16 protein-coding genes are annotated in these 17104 nt (G+C 71.8%); 6 read left to right on the top strand and 10 right to left on the bottom strand.

Annotated features, from left to right (window positions below; translation table 11 throughout):
• Positions 1-71: 71 nt before the first annotated feature.
• From ADK55_RS29775 to ADK55_RS29745, 7 genes are all read right to left on the bottom strand, one after another.
• A complete protein-coding gene (locus tag ADK55_RS29775; RefSeq protein WP_107089346.1) occupies positions 72-839 on the bottom strand; it encodes an ABC transporter ATP-binding protein in 768 nt (255 codons plus the stop codon).
• 137 nt (positions 840-976) lie between these two features.
• Entirely contained in the window at positions 977-2266 is a 1290-nt protein-coding gene (locus ADK55_RS29770; protein ID WP_053683019.1) for a sensor histidine kinase, read from the bottom strand.
• A gap of 5 nt (positions 2267-2271) precedes the next feature.
• Positions 2272-2946 (bottom strand): response regulator transcription factor, encoded by a 675-nt coding sequence (locus tag ADK55_RS29765; protein ID WP_234350309.1) that lies wholly within the window; start codon positions 2944-2946, stop codon positions 2272-2274.
• Between the two features lie 487 nt (positions 2947-3433).
• Entirely contained in the window at positions 3434-3970 is a 537-nt protein-coding gene (locus ADK55_RS29760; RefSeq protein WP_053683014.1) for a DUF1990 family protein, read from the bottom strand.
• The gene (locus ADK55_RS29755) at positions 3967-4806 is read right to left on the bottom strand and encodes a YndJ family protein (RefSeq protein WP_053683013.1); all 840 of its coding nucleotides are present in this window, start codon (positions 4804-4806) and stop codon (positions 3967-3969) included. The genes ADK55_RS29760 and ADK55_RS29755 overlap by 4 nt, the downstream gene beginning before the upstream one ends.
• A 210-nt stretch (positions 4807-5016) precedes the next feature.
• Complete coding sequence (locus ADK55_RS29750; RefSeq protein WP_199826662.1) at positions 5017-5901, bottom strand: aminoglycoside phosphotransferase family protein; 885 nt, start codon at positions 5899-5901, stop codon at positions 5017-5019.
• Positions 5902-6105: 204 nt separating this feature from the next.
• On the bottom strand, positions 6106-7497 hold the full coding sequence (locus ADK55_RS29745; RefSeq protein WP_078999558.1) for an FAD-binding protein: 1392 nt from the start codon (positions 7495-7497) through the stop codon (positions 6106-6108).
• A 370-nt stretch (positions 7498-7867) separates the two neighbouring features.
• Between ADK55_RS29745 and ADK55_RS29740 the strand changes: the two genes are divergently transcribed.
• Complete coding sequence (locus ADK55_RS29740) at positions 7868-10558, top strand: ABC transporter substrate-binding protein (RefSeq protein WP_053683009.1); 2691 nt, start codon at positions 7868-7870, stop codon at positions 10556-10558.
• Between the two features lie 143 nt (positions 10559-10701).
• Positions 10702-11052 carry a hypothetical protein gene (locus tag ADK55_RS29735; RefSeq protein WP_107089345.1) on the top strand — a complete coding sequence of 117 codons (351 nt, stop codon included), beginning with the start codon at positions 10702-10704 and terminating at the stop codon, positions 11050-11052.
• A 246-nt stretch (positions 11053-11298) separates the two neighbouring features.
• Here the strand turns inward: ADK55_RS29735 and ADK55_RS29730 are convergent, their stop codons facing one another.
• The 3 genes from ADK55_RS29730 to ADK55_RS29720 all read right to left on the bottom strand — a co-directional run bounded on the left by ADK55_RS29730 (position 11299) and on the right by ADK55_RS29720 (position 13069).
• A complete protein-coding gene (locus tag ADK55_RS29730) occupies positions 11299-12096 on the bottom strand; it encodes a hypothetical protein (protein WP_053683005.1) in 798 nt (265 codons plus the stop codon).
• 75 nt (positions 12097-12171) lie between these two features.
• Positions 12172-12582, bottom strand: a complete 411-nt coding sequence (locus tag ADK55_RS29725; protein WP_053683004.1) for an ATP-binding protein — start codon at positions 12580-12582, stop codon at positions 12172-12174.
• 139 nt (positions 12583-12721) lie between these two features.
• Positions 12722-13069 carry an STAS domain-containing protein gene (locus ADK55_RS29720; RefSeq protein ID WP_199826661.1) on the bottom strand — a complete coding sequence of 116 codons (348 nt, stop codon included), beginning with the start codon at positions 13067-13069 and terminating at the stop codon, positions 12722-12724.
• 226 nt (positions 13070-13295) lie between these two features.
• Between ADK55_RS29720 and ADK55_RS29715 the strand changes: the two genes are divergently transcribed.
• The 4 genes from ADK55_RS29715 to ADK55_RS29700 all read left to right on the top strand — a co-directional run bounded on the left by ADK55_RS29715 (position 13296) and on the right by ADK55_RS29700 (position 17007).
• Positions 13296-14990, top strand: a complete 1695-nt coding sequence (locus ADK55_RS29715; RefSeq protein ID WP_078999555.1) for a PP2C family protein-serine/threonine phosphatase — start codon at positions 13296-13298, stop codon at positions 14988-14990.
• Positions 14991-15194: 204 nt separating this feature from the next.
• Complete coding sequence (locus ADK55_RS29710) at positions 15195-15914, top strand: intradiol ring-cleavage dioxygenase (RefSeq protein ID WP_053683002.1); 720 nt, start codon at positions 15195-15197, stop codon at positions 15912-15914.
• 169 nt (positions 15915-16083) lie between these two features.
• Positions 16084-16458, top strand: a complete 375-nt coding sequence (locus ADK55_RS29705) for a hypothetical protein (protein ID WP_053683000.1) — start codon at positions 16084-16086, stop codon at positions 16456-16458.
• A gap of 174 nt (positions 16459-16632) precedes the next feature.
• Positions 16633-17007 carry an ArsR/SmtB family transcription factor gene (locus tag ADK55_RS29700; protein WP_053683031.1) on the top strand — a complete coding sequence of 125 codons (375 nt, stop codon included), beginning with the start codon at positions 16633-16635 and terminating at the stop codon, positions 17005-17007.
• The last annotated feature ends 97 nt before the right edge of the window (positions 17008-17104 follow it).

Genomic DNA, 17104 nt, shown 5'->3' with positions numbered 1-17104 from the left:
TGGGGGGGGGCGGGGTGGGGGGGGGGGGGAGGGGAGGGAGGAACGGGCACGGCGCCGCGGCGCCGGGCCGGTCAGCCGGTACGGGTGCGGGTGTCGAAGGCCTTCATCCGGTCCAGGACCCGCTCCGGCGTGGGGCGCGCCATCTCGTCGACCAGGCGGCCGTCCGAGAGGAACACCACACGGTCGGCGAACCCGGCGGCCACGGGGTCGTGGGTCACCATGACCACGCTCTGGCCGAGTTCGCGCACCGAGTCGCGCAGGAAGCCGAGGACCTCGGCCCCGGCGCGGGAGTCGAGGTTGCCGGTGGGCTCGTCCGCGAAGACGATCGCGGGGCGCGAGACCAGCGCGCGGGCCACGGCGACACGTTGCTGTTGTCCGCCGGACAACTGCCCGGGGCGGTGGCCGAGCCGCTGGGCCAGGCCGACCATGGAGACCACCCGGTCCAGCCACTGCCGGTCGGGGCGGCGCCCGGCGATGCTCAGCGGCAGCGTGATGTTCTCCAGCGCGGTCAGCGTCGGCAGCAGGTTGAAGGCCTGGAAGACGAAGCCGATCCGGTCCCGGCGCAGGGCGGTGAGTCGCCGGTCGTTCAGCGTGCCCAGTTCGGTGGTGCCGACGCGGACCGATCCCGAGGTGACCGAATCGAGGCCGGCGGCGCAGTGCATCAACGTGGACTTGCCGCAGCCGGACGGGCCCATGATCGCGGTGAACTCGCCCTCCCGGAAGGCGAGGCTGACGTCGTCCAGGGCGACGACACGGGTGTCGCCGCTGCCGTGGACCTTGGAGACGCCGACGGTGGCGGCCGCGATCCCCACCGTCGGGTTCGGCGCGTACGGGGACAGGTGCTCGGCGGTCACGATGGACTCCTCTTCGGGTACCGGTGGGGGCACTTCGAAGGGTGTCCGGGGAACGTATCGGCGTGTCGTCCGTCGTGTATCGGTGGCCGCGCCACTTCGTAGCGGTTCCGTGTGACGGGTGGTCAGGCGGGTCGGGCCGGCAGGCGCAGCGTGGCGACGGCGCCGCCTTCCGGGGCGTTGCCCAGGTGCAACTCGGCGCCCAGCACCCGGGCCTGCCCCCGGGCGATGGTCAGGCCCAGTCCGTGGCCCGAGCCCCGTTCCGCCGCGCCCGTGTGGAAACGTCGCGGACCGTCGCGCAGCAGCTCGGCCGGGAAACCGGGGCCGCGGTCGCGCACGACGACGGTCCGGCCCTCGACGGTGACCTCGACAGGTGTGCCCCCGTGCCGGTGGGCGTTGACGACGAGGTTGCCGACGATCCGTTCGAGACGGCGCGGATCGGTTTCCACGGTCGCCGCTCCCTCGGTGGCCGACGTTCCCTCCGTGCCCGGAGTGTCCTCGACGGTGACCGTGGCGACGCATCCCGTGCGCGCCACGGCGTCGCGGACGACCGCGCCGAGCGGCACATGGGCGCGGACCGGCTGTTCGGCGCCGGCGTCCAGCCGGGAGATCTCCAGCAGGTCCTCGATCAGGCCGCGCAGATCGCGTACGCGCGCCCGCAGCAGATCCTCCGTCCCGCCGGCCGGCAACAGGTCGGCCGCGGCCAGCAGACCGCCGACGGGCGTGCGCAGCTCGTGGGCCACGTCCGCGGTGAACTGCCGCTCGTTGCGCAGCCGTCGGGAGAGGCTGTCGGCCATCAGGTCGACGGTGGCGGCGATGTCGGCCACCTCGTCACCGCCCTTGACGGACCCGGTCCGGGCGTCGAGGTCCCCGGCGGCGATCCGGCCCGCGGTCTCGGAGACCCGCCGCAGCCTGCGGCCGAGCAGCCCGGCCCCGTACACCGCCAGGGGGACGGCCGCGGCCAGCGCGACGAGCGAGGCCACCGCCATGCTCACGTCGAGGCGGCGCAGCCCGTGGAGCTCGCCGCTCATGTTGACGCGCATGGCGAGCACCGGACTGTCCGGGCCGCCGACCCGCTGGGCGGCCCAGACGGTCGGCCCGACGTTGGCGTCGACGCGGCCGTCGTAGGCGGTGTGCCGGGCGCCGTCGGCCGGGTGGCGCAGGGCGGCGGGCAGCTCGGCGGGGTCGAGTTCGGCGCCGTCGGCGAGCGTTCCGGTGCGCTGGTAGACGTCCATGGCCGAGTACACGCCGTTGAACGCCCGCGCCTCGGCTCGGCCGCGGATGTCCTGCGCGGTCCACAGGTGGACCAGTACGCCCACGGCCGCGGCGACGAGGCAGGCCGTGGCCGCGGCCAGCGCCGCGATCTTCCGACGCAGGGACGCGCGGACCGGGCGCGGCCGGGGGAACGGGCGCACCGTGCTCAGCGCCTGAGCTTGTAGCCGAAGCCGCGGACCGTCTCGATCCGGTCCCGCCCCAGCTTCCTGCGCAGCCGCTGCACGCACAGGTCGACGACCCGGCTGTCGCCGTCCCAGCCGTAGTCCCAGACGTCGCGCAGCAGGGTGTGCCGCTCCAGCACGATGCCCGGGTGGGCGGCGAACTCCAGCAGGAGTTTCAGTTCGGTCGGGGTGAGCGCCACCGGGCGCCCGGAGACGAACACCTCCAGGCCGCCGGTGTCGATGGAGAGGTCCCCGAAGAACAGCCGGTCCCGGTCCGCCTCGGACGCGGGCGGCTCCCCGCCCGTCGCGCACGCGGGCCCGGGGGCGGGAGCGTAGGTCGCCCGCCGCAGCAGCGATCGGATGCGCGCCACCAGAACGGAGGTCTCCACCGGCTTGACGACGTAGTCGTCCGCGCCGGCCTCCAGCCCGGCGACCACGTCGAGGCCTTCGCCGCGGGCGGACATCATCAGGATCGGCACGAGGCTGGTCTCCCGGATCCTGCGGCACAGCCCGATCCCGTCGAGACCGGGCAGCATCACGTCCAGGATCAGCAGGTCGAAGCTCTCCTCGCGCAGGAGCTCCAGCGCGGCGAGGCCGTCGGACGCGGCCTGCATCCGGTAGCCGTAGCGTTCGAGGGCGACGGTGAAGGACCGGCGCATCAGGTCGTCGTCCTCCACCAGCAACACGCGAGCGAGGCGCGCGGAGGTCGGAGCCGAGGCGGACGAGGACACGGGGACGACTCCTGTTGAAACGGTCCGGGCGGGGCATCGGACCCGGGCGCGCTCACGCGCCGCCGACGATCCGAAAGGAACGATACGGCAGCCGTACGGGGTGGTGTCCGCGGCGCGGGCCGCGGACGCACCCACCCGAAAGAGCCTCCGCGATCCAAGAACACGCAGATCAGGTGGGGTGGGAGTGCCCGGCCGCCGGGGCGGACCGTCCCTACGCGAGCCCCCGCGGGGGCGTTCGCCGCGCCGGACTGATGGGCGACCAAGCGCTCCCTGATACCCGCCCGATACAAACGCGCGCCCACCGCTCCCGACGGAACGCGCGGCCACCGCTCCCGATACGAACGCGCGCCCACCGCTCCCGACGGAACGCGCGGCCACCGCTCCCGCCCGCCGGAGACGGTCCACGGCTCCGACGTCAGCCGGCCCGCACCACTGCGCGCAGCGTGTGACCCAGCAGCCGGGCGTAGGCGCGTTGCAGGACCGGTACCGCCGGGCCCGCGAGACGGGTGTACCAGCAGCCGGGCCGGCTGAAGGCGGTCACCGTGAACCACACGCCGCCGTCGGCGTCCATGTCCACGACGAAGGACTCCTCGCCGCACTCGGGGTGGCCCTTCAGCGTCCCGTACGCGAAACCGATGCGGTCGGGCTCGTACGCCGTCCAGATCACCTGGCACGGAGCGGTGACGCGCAGCGGTCCGATGCCGATGCCGACCTCCACCCGCCGGCCGGGAAGCAGGGGGCCCTCCTGGTCCGTGGCCACGCGCATCCCCGAGGCGCGGTGCGCCCGGAGGGTGGTGACCGCGGCGCCGGCCGCTTCCAGGTCGGGCCGGCCGTGCCCGATCCGGACGCGGTACTCCAGGTGGTCGTATCCGGCCGGCAGCGGTCGAAGGGCGGTGGCGCCCGCCTCGGGGTAGTTGACGGTGTCTCGGTCGGGGCTGAAGAGTCGGGTCATGGTGTCTTCTCCGTCAGGTCGGGGCCCAGCCGGTGCCAGGCGAGCATCGAGCAGAGGGCGAATCCGAGGGCGTTGCCGAGGCCGTGGGTGGCGGCCATCCAGGTCAGGGTGGGGTGGGTGATGCCGGTGGCCTCGCCGAGGGCCCACCACAGGGCGAGCAGCATGGTGGCCACCAGGACCGCGGCCGAGGTCGACAGCAGCGCGCCCGTGACACGTCCGCGGGCCCGCGGACGGATCTCCCGCCAGGTCAGCACGGCCACCGCCCACATCCCGCCGGTCAGGACCGCGGCGCCCACCAGCTCGGCCCAGTCGTCGACGAAGTAGCCGAGGAGCACGAGGAGCGTGCCGGCCGGGACGCTGTACGCCGCCGCGCGCGAGAGGCCGCCGGCGGAGGAAGGGGCGGCCCGGCACACCAGCCCGGCGACCAGCGCGGAGGCGAAACCGGCGAAGTGGAAGTGCGGGACGGTCAGCGCCAGGATGTCGAGGTCGAAGCCGAACAGACGGTGTCCGCCGCGTTCGGCGACCAGGGCCGTCGCGGCCACCGAGGGCGCGACGAGCGCGGTCAGCACGGCGATCTCGGCCGGGGCGAGCGAGCGTGTCCGCAGCAGCCGGGCCGGGGCCTGTGCCGCGAGGACCAGGGTGGCGGCGGCGTAGAGGCCGGCGAGCACGGTGGCGAGGGCTCCGCGCGGGAGCCACAGGCACACCGCCCCGGGAACGGCGAGGAACGGCCACAGCCGGGCGATCCGGTGCGGCCCCACCGGATCGATCAGACGCAGGCCTGCGGGAACGATCCCCAGCATGCCCAGGGTGACGATCAGATTCACCAGCACCGTCATCGCGGACCCCCTCCGGCCGCGCCGAACGCGCGGAGCACTGAACGCTTGAACGCGTTCAACTCATGACCGTGACCCTACGGGGTTCGTTGAACATGTTCAAGACGGCTGGTGGTCAGCCCGGGGCATGGTCGGGGCGTGGGTCGGGACGTGGGTCGAGGTGTGTGCCGCTTGAGCGGACGCACGGGCCCCGGGGCGCAGGCTCCCCGGGTCTCACCCGCGGGATCCGAGGACCTCCCGGATGACGTGCCGGGCATTGGCCGAGATGATCGGGTTGGTCCTGCGGTAGTACGGCAGCTGGATGACCGCCATGGACAGCGCCCAGCCCCGGCCGCGGGCCCAGGTCGCCTCGTCCACGTCCACCACGTCGCGGTACACCCGTCGAGCCGAGGCGGGCAGCAGATTCCAGGCGGGGATGAGGTCGGTGGCCGGCTCTCCCAGGCCCACGGTGCCGAAGTCGATGACGGCCGAGACGCGGTCACCGTCCAGCAGCAGATTGCTCGGCATGAGGTCGCAGTGCGTCCAGCGGGCCGGGCCCGTCCACAGAGGTGCCGCGAGGGCCTCCTCCCAGGCCGCGGTGATCTCCTCGACGTCGAAGGGTTCGTCGGTACGGCGCAGCTCCTCGATCGCCCCCCGCACGTCCCGGTCCTCGCTGATCAAGGACGCGCCGCGGTGCGCGGGCGGGCCGTCGGGGAGTGCGATCCCGCGGAACGCGACCGCGAACCGGGCGAGGTCCCGGGCCACGGACTCGGGTTCCGCCAAGACGCCCTCGACAGGGCTGCGGCCCTCGATCCACCGGTGCACCGCCCAGCTCAAGGGGTAGCCCTCACCCGGGGCGCCGGTCGCGACCACCTCCGGGATCGGCAGCGGCAGCAGCGGCGCCAGCCGGGGGAGCAGCCGTGCTTCCGTCACGATGGCCTCGGCGCCGCCGGGGCGCAGCGGCAGTCGGACGGTCAGGTCGTCGCCGAGCCGGTAGATCGCGTTGACCGTGCCCCCCGACGCGAGGCGGGTGATCGGCAGGTCCGCCCACCGGGGGAACTGGGCGCGCAGCAGGCCCCGTACCAGATCAGCGTCGATCTCCGCCTCGTCCGCGTGCATCCTGCCCATGTCCCCACCCGGTTCTCTCGATTGCCGCCCGGATCGTCCCACGGCCCCGGCCGTGCCACACAGCCGATTTCGCGGGCCTGCGACCAGGGCGAACCGACGAACCGCAACCTTTCGACCGGACCCGGCCGGCAACCTTTCGACCGGGCCCGGACCGTACCCTTCGACCGGACCGCACCCTTCGACCGCAGCGCTCCGTCAGAAGACGCGTTGGCCGGGCGTGAGGATCCCGTCGGGGTCGTAACGGTGCCGCGCGGCCTTGAACTCGTCCCAGAACGAGCCGAAGTGACGTACCCAGTCATCCGTGGTGAGCGGCACCGACCCGATCGGGTACCAACGGCCACCCACGGCGAGAGTGGCGTCGTACTGCCTGCGATTCGCGGCGACCATCTCCTCGGCGGAATCCGCTCCGGGGGAAGCGGTCTTGAGGAGGGAGAAGAGGTAGGCCAGTTCCTCGTCCGGCATGACCGGGAGCGGCGTCGCGCACTTGGCGGTGAGGACGGGGTACAGCAGGACCACCGCGCTCGCGCCGATCGAGCCGCCCTTGAGGGTCGCGAGCGTCTCCGAGACAACGGAGTTCACGGCCGACGCGGGAAGCAGGCTGTCGAACCAGGGGTGGGGACGCCGCCACTCGCCCATGGACTCGAACACCTCCACCATCGGGGCGATCCGATTCAGGAAATCGAAGTACGGCAGGTCCTGGACCTCGACCGCCGTGTGGTCCAGGTCGCCGGTGAGCCGGGCGTCGTCGGCGGCCGTCCCGTCGTAGGCCGCCGCCTCGATCATGTAGCTCCAGCCCTCCGGGGAGGGCGTGTGAGCCTGCCCGACGAGGTAGTCGAAGCGTCCTTCCCTGATCAGCCTGGCCTGCTGCGCGGTGAGTGCGGCGAGGCTGGGGGCGGCGAGTGTGTAGAGCCGCACGGAGCGGGGCGCGGGGACCAGCGCGAGAGTGGCCCGGGTGATGATCGCGCACTGACCGAGGCCGCCGAGGACGGCGCGGAACAGGTCGGGACGCACGGTCGGCGAACAAGTCGTCAACTCGCCCTCACCGGTGACGACCTGGAGTTCGATCACGTTGTCGACCTGCGTGCCGTGGTGACCGATCTGTCCGCCCAGCCCACCGGCCGAGAGCGTGCCGCCTATGGAGAGTTCCAGGTAGTCGGTGAAGGCCGGCGGGGTGAGACCACGGGCCAGGGAAGCCCGGACCAGAGTGCTCCAGCGGACTCCGCTCTGGACCACGGCGGTGTCGTCGTCGCGGATCTCGACGGAGTCCAGGGTGCCGAGGTCGACGACCAGCCCGGAAGCCACCTGGGCCTGCCCGTTGGTGGAGTGCCCCTGGCCCCGCCCGGCCACCTTCATTCCGCGCGCGCGACAGTGACGGACCATCGCGGCGACGTCCTCGGCCGAACCGGGCCTGAGGACCGCGGCGGGCGGCTGACGGACGAGGCCACCGAAGTCGGTGGACGCCGCTTCGAGGGAGCCGGCGTCGAAGCACAGCTCCCCGTCCAGCGCGGGGACCGGGCCGAAGACGCCGGCGAAGTCACCGGCGGGCGCCGGATCCGGCTGCGGGGCAGAGAGGTGGGGAGGCGTCACGCTTGCTCCAGATCGACTCGGGTACGAGGAACACCCCCGGCCCGCAGGGGAGTCGGCGGCGGTGGTCAGCGGCGTGCCTGGCCCACATCACGCACCATATCCACGGACCCGGACCCGGTTCCGTACATTTCGGCCACCACCGTGCCGGAAGGCACTCCGCACCAGTCCTACAGGCCGCCGGGCAACCCGCGCATTTCCCGGCGGGGGAGCGCTTCGCGCCGCTAACGTGGCGGAACTCACTGCCGTCGGGGGGCAGGCGGTCGATCGTGATCGTCAGGGCGTGTTCTCTCCCGGCCGAGCTCTGTCTCGCGGCGGTGTCCGCAGGATGGCGGGCGATGCCGCCCGTCGCCTCGACGCGCAGAGGAGCAGTGTGCAACGGCCGCTTCCGCAGGGGATCGAGTACCTGATCGAGCAGTTCGACACGTTCGCGGCCGACCGGGGAGAAAGCCGCCGCTTACCCGTGGTGCTGTTGAAACGGGACCCCGGCGCCCCCGGCTCCGTACAGGAATCGACGGCGCGCACGGTCATCATGGGATACCGGGACCGACTGTACGAACGGGACCTCGACCGCACCGTCGACCTCGTCCCCCACGCACTCCTCGAGGACGCCGACGCCACCGCTCCCGAGACACCGCCCAACGAGATCCCCGGCGCCGAGATCGACCCACACGTCGCCCTGCTGGACGCCTTCGTGGACCAGTTGGAGAACTCCATGCCCCACGACGCGGGGGAACTGCGGCTCCCGCGCTTCCACACCTGCCGCGCCGTCCTGGAGGTCTCCGTCGGCGCCGGGTCGGCAGCCGGCAAGCGGCGCCGACTGCGCGACGAGCTCTACACCGAACTCCTGGCCCGCAGACCGCTCCTGGGGACACTGGCCAGGGTCGCCGGCGCCACCGGCGGCAGCTTCCTGGTGAACATCTGGCTCTCCCTGTTCCAACTCCTCGTCGTCGGACTGCCCCGACGCCTCTACGGCCTGTGGCTCAGCAGACGCCGCTCCCTGCGCTGGGTCGGCTCCCGCAGACCCAAGGGCGCCAACTTCCTGCGCATGGCGTTGACCATCACCCGGGCCGGCACCTCACGGCACAACCACGCACTGATCCAGCGCATGCTCCTCATGGCCCTGCTCAACGACCTGTCCCGGGCCGCCAAGCCCTCCCGGCTCTGGATCTACCGCGGCCGCCGACGCTGGCCCTTCGTCCTGCTCCTCCCGGAGGTCGGGGAGGAAGGCACTCCCGTACGCGAACTCCTCGACACCTACGCGGACATCGTCCGCACCGAACCGCCCGCGCCGCTCATGGTGCTGGGCGCCCTGGCCGGCGGAGCGCCCTCGTACGCGCAATCGGTACCCGCCGACCCCCGCAGCGTCACCGGTCTCGCCGACCGCGTCCACGCCCTGTACACCCGGCGCTCCGCGTCCGCGGTCCACCTGGTCCCGCTGTCCGCGAGGGACGACGACGGACCGGCCGACCGCTGGCTGGAGACCAACCCGAAAGTGGAGGTACGGGCGAACGGTCGGGGCGACTACGTGCGCGCCGTGGCCGCCCCCGTCCTGGTGCTCGCCCTCGTGGCCGCGGGACTGATCGTCCTCACGCACCGGAGCGGGGTCAAACCCTCCTGCCACCAGGTGAGTTCGGGCGAGATCGTCGGCGTCACCGACGGAAGCGAGTGCCACCTGGGCATCGCCGGACGCGACGACGAACTCCTGTCCCTGGAAGCCGTCGCCGCCCGGCAGAACGAGGACGCGATGCGCAGCGGACGCCCGTACCGGACGGTGGTGTTCTTCGCGCCGCTCACGGCGGAGCCCGGTGACTCCACCCCGGTGAGCATCCAGAGCCTCCGCGGCGCACTCACCGCCCAGAACCAGGTGAACAGCCGCGAGGGCGACGTGGTCCAGATCCGCCTGCTCATCGCGAACTCCGGAAAGTACTTCGCCTACGGATCACAGAACACCCAGGGCCCGGACATCGCGCAGGAGATCGTCCAGAGGAAGGACCGGGACAAGATCGCGGCCGTGGTCGGCATCACGCAGAGCAGGCCCGCCTCGTTCGCGGCGGTCGCGGAGCTCTCCGCCGCCAGCATCCCCGTCATCGGCAACTCGGTCACCGGCAGCAAGATGGTGGACGAGCGGGCCTCCGCCTACTACTTCCAGGTGTCGCCCTCGGACGACCGCATCGCCGAGGTGATGGCCGAGTTCGCGTCCTACTCCGAGCAGATCGGCGAGCTGACGACGGCCAAGGACGGCAACCGGACGGCCGTGGTGGTCTACGACCCGGAGGACGAGTTCTTCAGCTCCGACCTCCAGACGAGATTCACCGGGTACTACACCGGCGGCAAGGTGGTGACCGTCCCCTACTACGAGCACCGCAACGGGCAGATCGTCTCGGAAGTGGCGCGCGACATCTGCGCGGAGGTCCGGGCCACGGGCGGATTCATCGTCTACGCGGGCCGCTCGGGCGAGATGCCGGGACTCTTCGACGCCATCCAGGGCACCGCCGACTGCCGGAAGGCGGACGGCAAGCAGGTCGCCGTCCTCTCCGAGAGCACGGCCGCCAAGTACCTCCAGGACCCGGAGGACATGCTCAGGAAGCACTCGGTCCTGAGGCCCTACTACGTGATGTTCAACAACTCCAACGGCAAGGAAAGCGCCGACAGCCCCTACTCGGAGTTCACCTCCCGCTTCCGGAACGTCTTCAAGGACGGATCGGTACCGGAGGGAAACGCGGCCGGTGCCTACGACGCCCTCCGCGTCGCCTCGGAGGTCATCAACTCGGTCTACGCCCAGTACAAGACGGCCGAGAACAGCAACGCGCCGTTCCAACCAACGGACGTGTACGCCCGCCTCTCCAACCCGGGGGTGCAGAACTTCTCGGGCGCCTCCGGTCTCCTCTCCCTCGACAGCCGCCACAAGTACCCGCCGAACAAGGCCGTCTACGTACTCGAATCGCACCTCGACAAGAGCGTGACCACCTGGATGGCGTGCGGCCTGCTGCCCGACCAGCCGCCGGGACTGAACAACCCCGCGACCTGGGGGAGGCCCGGGAAGACACGCCCCTGCCCGTGACCTCCGCCGTCCGCCGGGCGCCTGGCAGACCCCCAGGTCGGAAGGACGGTCCGGGCTGCGGGATAGTGATCGCCGGGGCGAGCCCTCCCGCTCGCCCCGCACCAGCGACACGACACCCCAGGACGACCGAGATGGAGCCCCCGATGGACGTACGTTACTTCGAGCGGATCACCGCATTCATCGAGGCGCGGCTCACCCCGCTCTTCGCCGAGGAGACGGGCAGCGAGAACGGCTTCGCCATGGACGACACCTCCCGCGCCCTGCGCGCGCTGCGCAACGCGGCGCTGGAGGCGTCCGTGGCCAAGACGCTCATCGGGCAGCGGGACGCGGCGGACCCGGCGGTCCGCCGGGTCATCGACCAGGCGGTCGAGCACCACTGGGACGTGCTGCGCGGCATCGCCCGCCAGTGGGAGGACCACGCCGACTTCGCGCGCGAGTTCAAGCGCCACGCCTGGGAACTGGACGAGGCCCCCGCGGCAGCCACCGCCCCGTAAGCGTCCACCGACCGCCGGCGGCCCGGTCGCGGTCCTCACGGGCACTCGTCCCGGTCAGGACCGCGACCGCGGAGCGCGCTCGCGTGAACGGTGTCGGCCCTCGGGTCGCTCCGGCAGGGCGAGACCAAGCCCTTCAAGGACGGAGAGCGCAACGACCTCGTCCCCGGCGAGGTGGAACGTCTGAGCGCACGAACTTCGAGTGAGGCGCGGCCCGAGCGCGGGCAGCACCCGGGCGCGCGGGAGGCGTCAGAGCGCGAGGACCGGCCGGACCGAGAACTCCTCGCAGAGGTCCTCTCCCTCCGGCCCGTGTACGAACTCGGCCATGAAGGGGTTCCGGTTCGCCGTGGCCAGGGGAAGCCAGGTCAACATGCGTCCGTAGCCACCGCACACCGACTCGCCCCCGTCGCCGCCGTGGACCGAGGTGACGTCGCTGGTCAGCTCCGTGCGGTAGGTGTCATACGCGATGCGCAGCCCGAAGGCGTTCGGTTGGCTCTGCGGGCCGGTGTCGTCCCCGTAGGGGATGCGGTCGAGAGGCGCCTCGTTCCCCCATCGGAAGAGCGTGTCGGCCCCCGCGCCACAGGCGTGTTCCCACTCGTCGGGGCTCGGGACCCGCAGGCCGCGCCCCGCGAGCACGGCCGCCATGTCGGCCGGCGGCTCCGTGAGTTCCTCGTCCTCCACGGCCATGAGCAACGTGGCCACCCGCACCGTCCGGAGAGGGCTGAGCACCCGCGCGAGGTGGCTCCGCAGATCGGCGCCGTGACCGTAGCCCTGTTCCAGGCTCTCGGCGTAGTCGGCGGCCTGAGCCGGTGTCGGCCGCCAGTTGTCGAGGTCGAAGCCCAGGGACACCGATCCGCCGGGTATGAGGGCGAACTCCTGCCCGTTCCGATCGATCCGGACCCGATGGTGCGGGGCGCCGAGGTGCACCGTGGTCTCGACGAGGGTCACCCGGCCGTCCACCAGGGTGGCGGCTTGTCGGGCCACGCGGCGAGCGGTGGGCAGGTCGAAGGACCGCCACGCGAGGTGGGTGAGATCAGCGAGCGACATGGCCGCAGTGTGGCACGCGGGGCTGACAGCACGACGAGGGCGATCGTCGCCGTGAGGGGATCTCGGCGGATGGCCTCAGACGAGGCGCAGCACCGCGGTGATCGTCTTGCCGTGTGTGTGGGTGTGGACGTCGACCTGCTCGGACAGGCGTTGGACGAGTGGCCATCCGTACCCGCCGGCCTGACCCGGTTCGCCGGTCCGGAGCCGGGTGGCGGGCGGGTGGGGGCTCATGTCGCCGACTGCGAGCCGCAGTCCGTGATCGATGAGCTCGGTGCGGAAGGCGGTGAGGCCGCCGCCGTGGCGGATCGCGTTGGTGACGAGTTCGGAGGCCACCAGGATCGCGTCCGCGGCCGTGACACTGTCCAGGCTGATTCCCGCGTACCCCAGCAGGTCCCGGACGACGGCGCGGGCCGCCGCGGCGGTGGCGGGGACCGGGGGCGCGGTGCCGGACGCGGAAATGGGGGGTGCGAGGCCGGTGGTGGCCACGTGACCGTCTTCCCCGCGGGGCGTGGAGCCGTGGGGTCCTTCGGCTGTCGTGGGCGGGTTCATACCGTCATCATCTGCCCATCGGCTCGCGTCTCATGTCTCGATACGCGTGTTCGGACAATCGGCGATCACGTGGTGTTCACCACGTGATCGCCGCCTCCAGGCTGTCGGCCATACGGAAAGCCGGTGCCGTTCCGGTGACTTCGAACAGGCGGCGGACCGGCACGTGCAGAGGGCCGGCCAGGACGAGCACCGCTCCCGCCCTCTCGTGGGCCGCGTGGGCGTCGAGCAAGGCGTGCAGAACGGAGGAGTCGACGAAATGCGCGCGGGACAGATCCACCACCGTGCGCGTCGATCCCTCGGCCGCCGCCGCGGCGAGGAGCCTGTCGAGGTCGTGCACGTTCTCCTCGTCGAGATCGCCGTGGAGGCGGACGACGGGAACGCCTTCGTGCGTGGTCATGGTGACCACCGTTTCGTCTCCTGTCACCCCGGCATGTTCCTACACCCGGGACCCGTTTGACGAGTGCGCCCGCGCCGCCCCCGTCAGGCATTCGAACGGATCCGCGAGCGGATGGGCGGAGGCGATCCCTCGAACGGGGGACGTCCGGGCGTGGGTTGCTGCGGGACGCGCGGCTGCGGGATGCTTGCCTCAAGGCAAGCATCTTTCGTCGAGCGGGAAGGTGGTGAGGTTCGCCGCAGGCGGGCCCCCCTTCATGGCCTCTACCGAGGGAATCTCCGTCACGAGGACCCAACGGCGCCCCCCAACCGACCTCTGGGCCCTGGCCCCCTATCCCGTCATCGTGGCCGACGAGGCCGGTACCGTCGTGGAGGCGAACCCGGCGGCGACCCTCCTGTTGGAGGGCGCGCTGCCCGGGGCGCGCATGCCGGACGTGGTCCCCGCCTGGCTGGCCAGGGGCCACGAGGAGGTGATCGCCCACACCCGACTGCCGACCGGAGCCTCCCCGGACGCCTCCCTGGACGAAAGGGTCCTCCCTTCCGTATCGGGGCGGATCTCGGCGCAGACCTACGAAGCCCACGCGACCCGGGGCCACGACGAACTCGTGGTGTGGTGGCTCGTCGACGACACGGACCGGCGACTGGCCGAAGAGGCGCTCGCCACGGAGCGGGAACGCACCCGGTTCCTCGCGGAGGCGTCCAACATCCTGCTGGCCTCGCTCAACTCCGACAGGTGCATGGACGCCACGGCGCAGTTGGCCGCCCAGTACCTCGCGGACGTGGCGATCGTGGTCACTCCGAGGTCCGGCCGCAGACTGCCCGTGGCCCACGCCATCTCCGGCCAGGACGTCACCCGCACCCTGGTCGCGGCGGATCCCACGCAGGTCCCGGGGCTCAGCGAGGCCCTGCAAGGCTTCCCGCCGGTACCCTCGCGCTGGATCGACCCCGCGACCCTGCCCGGCTGGATCCTCCCGCCCGGGTTCACCGGCCCGATCCGGTCGGTCGTCGTCACCCCCCTGCCCGGCCACGGCGTGCCCGCCGGAGCCATGGTCCTGCTCCGCGGCACGGACCGCGCCGAGTTCAGCGAGAACGAAGAGGTGTTCGCCCGACTGTTCGCCGCCCGAGCCGGCGCGGCCCTGTCCGCCTCCCGGCTCTACAGCGAGCAGAGCGCCATAACCCAGACCCTCATGCGCGACCTGCTGCCTCCCCGGCTGCGGCACCTCCACGGGGTGGAGTTCGCCGGCGGCTACCGGCCCGCCGGCGCCAGTGAACGCGTGGGAGGCGACTTCTACGACATCCACCCCGGCAGCACCGAGGCCGAAGCCTCACTGGTGGTCCTCGGCGACGTGTGCGGCAAAGGCCTCGACGCGGCCATCCTGACGGGCAAGATCCGCAACACGCTACAGGCGCTGACACCGATGGCCGCGGACCACGAGCGGATGCTCCAACTCCTCAACGCCGCTCTCCTCACCTCCCACCACACCCGCTTCGCGACCATGGTGATGGCCTCGGTCCAGCGGACCGAGAGCCAGGTGCGCCTGCGACTCACCTCCGCCGGCCACCCCAGTCCCCTGGTGGTCCGTACGGACGGCGCCGTCGAGGAGGTTCCCACCCACGGCACGCTGATCGGAGCCCTCGACACCATCGAGGCACACACCGTAGAGGTGATTCTGAATCCGGGGGAGACCTGCCTCCTCTACACCGACGGATTCACCGAAGCCCGCGGAGGGCCGCTGGGCGACGAACTGTTCGGTGACGAGCGGTTGAAGCGAGCCCTGTCGGAATGCGCCGGCATGTCCGCCGAAGCCGTCGTCGAACGCGTCCAGATGCTCGCCTCCCAGTGGCTGCGCGACCGCGCCCATGACGACATGGCCGTCGTCGCGATCACCGCACCCCGGACCACCCATCTGAGCGCGGTGAACGGCCACACCCGGGGCAGGTACACCGCGTGATCGATTCCGAGGGCACACACCCCGGCGCGAGCACCGCACCCGCCGGTCCCCGGCACCGGGGTCGGCCGTAGGGGTGTCACCCGCACGGTGGAGTGCCGCACGGGCCGGCGGAGCGTACGGGTGGCTCTTCGAGTGAGGCGGGCGGCGTCGAGTCCGGGGGTGGGGCAGGGTGGAGCCGTCCACGAGCCTTCCCGGGGGTGTCCCATGGCCGATTCCGATCCTTCCCCGACGAGCCGTCGCGCGGTCCTGCTGGCCGCCGGTTCGGCCGGCGTCGCGGCCCTCGCGTCGGGCTGTGCGGGCAGCACGCCGAAGTCCGGGTCGCCCGATCGGGTCGCGGCCGTACCGGTCACCTCCTCGGCGGGCACGGCGACCGCGCCCACGGCCGTTCCCGCCTGCGTCCTGTCGCCGGAGTCCGGCGAAGGCCCCTACTACGTGGCCGATGCGCAGGTCCGCTCGGACATCGTGGAGGACCGCGGCGGCGTGCCGTTGCACCTGGACCTGACCGTGGTGCGGACCGTGCGGGGGTGCAGGCCCCTGGCCGGCATCGCCGTGGACGTCTGGCAGGCGGACGCCCTCGGGAAGTACTCGGCAGACGGTGCCACGTTCCTGCGCGGCACCCAACGCACGGACGGCTCCGGCAAGGTGTCCTTCCGGACGATCGTGCCCGGCTGGTACGCGCACATCGCCCCGCACGTCCACGTCAAGGTGCACCCCGACGCGCGCACGGAAGCCGCCACCCAACTCTTCCTGCCCGAGGACCTGTTGCGACAGGTGTACCGCCGTGACCCGTACTCCCGCCGGAAGGCCCCGGCCCACCCCAACACCCGTGACGACCGTTTCGCGGCCAAGGGGAAGCTCCTGACGCTCGGCCCGATCGCCGACGGGGCCGGCTACCGCGCCTCGTTCACCATCGGTCTGCGCTGAACCCCGGACCGGGGCGAAGGGGGAAATCGCGCCAAACGCTCCGTTCCGCTCCCGTCGCCGCGAACGATCACTAGCGTGGTGAGCGCAAACAGCCCGGTCCCGCGGTGGGCGACCACGCGGGTGCCGGGCGTCGACGCATCGGCGAAGAGCAGTGAGGGAGTGGGCGACGATGGCGAATGTGGAAGTCTCCTTGAAGGAGACGATGACCTCGATCGAGGGCGCGCTGGGTGTCGCGCTGGTCGACTACACCAGCGGTATGGCCCTGGGAACCCTGGGCGGTGGCAAGGACCTTGACCTGCTGGTCGCCGCCGCCGGGAACACGGACGTCATCCGTGCGAAGAACCGCACCATGGAGATGCTGGGTTTACAGGACGACATCGAGGACCTGCTCATCACCCTCGGCAGCCAGTACCACCTGATCCGGCTGCTGAAGGGCCGCGGGACCAACGGTCTGTTCCTGTACGTGGTCCTCGACAAGCGCAACTCCAACCTGGCCATGGCCCGCCACCAGCTCAAGCGCATCGAGGAAGCGCTGGAGCTCTAAACTGCGGTGTTCAAGGGCCCACGCATGCCCACGAGTTGAAGAAATCTTCAACTCGGCACATCCGAAACCGTTCATACGTGGCGCGCGTGGGCCCGCCGGGCGGAAGGCTGGAGACCGGCGGGGCCGTTCCGCCGGCCGCCCCATGTCCCCTCGACAGCAGGAGCATTCGTGGGAATTCAGGTCCCTCTGTACCAGGCGAAGGCCGAGTTCTTCCGGATGCTCGGGCACCCCGTCCGTATCCGCGTTCTCGAACTCCTGCAGAGCGGACCGATGCCCGTACGCGAGCTCCTGGCCGAGATCGACATAGAGGCCTCCAACCTCTCCCAACAACTGGGCGTCCTGCGCCGCTCGGGCATCGTCGTCTCCATCCGCGACGGCTCGACCGTCAGCTACGCCCTGGCCGGCGGTGACGTCGCCGACCTCCTTCGCGCGGCTCGCCGCATCCTGACCGAGCTGCTGGTGGGGCAGAGCGAACTCCTCGCCGAACTGCGGCAGTCGGCCCCGGAGCCCAGCCGGGCCGGCGCGGTCGCGGACACCGGTCGCCCCTGATCGGTTGGGCATGTGGTGAGGGGGCACCGCCCGTGCTCCGTCCGCCGTCGTGGCGGCTCGGAACACGGGCGGCGTCAGGCTCCCGCTCCGCGGACGC

Origin of the sequence: Streptomyces sp. WM4235, assembly GCF_001279725.1 — a bacterium.
Classification (GTDB): Bacteria; Actinomycetota; Actinomycetes; order Streptomycetales; family Streptomycetaceae; genus Streptomyces.
This window is presented reverse-complemented; position numbering and strand designations above follow the sequence as displayed.